A 616-nucleotide genomic window follows, 5' to 3' on the forward strand; every position below is an offset into this window, starting at 1 on the left:
CGCCATAGAGGGCGGAGCGCAATGTGTCGGTGTCGATACCGAGCTGGGCGGCCTTGTCGCGATCCACCACCAGCGTCGCCTGCAGCGCATTGTTCTGCAGGTCGCTGGTGACGTCGGTGAAGTTCGCATGGTCGGCAGCCATCGCGTCGTTCAGTTTCTGCGCCCAGATATCGGTCAGGCCGGTATCAAGGCCCTGAACCACGAGCTGGTAGGCGCTGGCCGACGACCGCGAGCCCAGCCTCAAATTCTGCACCGGCTGCATGTAGGTCTCGATGCCCGCCACGCCGGCCAGTTGCTTGCGCAGGTCCGAAAGCACCTTCTCGATATCGGGGCGCTGGTCCTTGCCCTTGAGCTGGACGAAAAGCTGCCCCTGGTTGAGCGCATTGTTGCCGCTGCCCGCCGACCACGCCACATGGTCGACATAGGGCGAATGCGAGAAGACGCTGGCGACCTGTCCTTGCAGCCTGGACATGGCGTCGAAAGAGATGTCCTGACGTGCGATGGTGGTCACCGATATCTGGCCGATGTCCTCCTGCGGGAAGAAACCCTTCGGCGAAGTCTGGATCAGCCACACCGATGCTGCCGCGGTGCCGACGAAGACGAGGAACACCAGGAA

Annotated in this window: 1 protein-coding gene; it reads right to left on the minus strand. The window is 62.8% G+C overall.

The genetic code is table 11. The features are described from left to right. On the minus strand, nucleotides 1-616 hold a 616-nt coding region (locus EOC06_RS38295; RefSeq protein WP_164899051.1), incomplete at both ends, for an efflux RND transporter permease subunit.

Origin of the sequence: Mesorhizobium sp. M7A.F.Ca.MR.362.00.0.0 (assembly GCF_004023175.1) — a bacterium.
GTDB lineage: Bacteria > Pseudomonadota > Alphaproteobacteria > Rhizobiales > Rhizobiaceae > Mesorhizobium.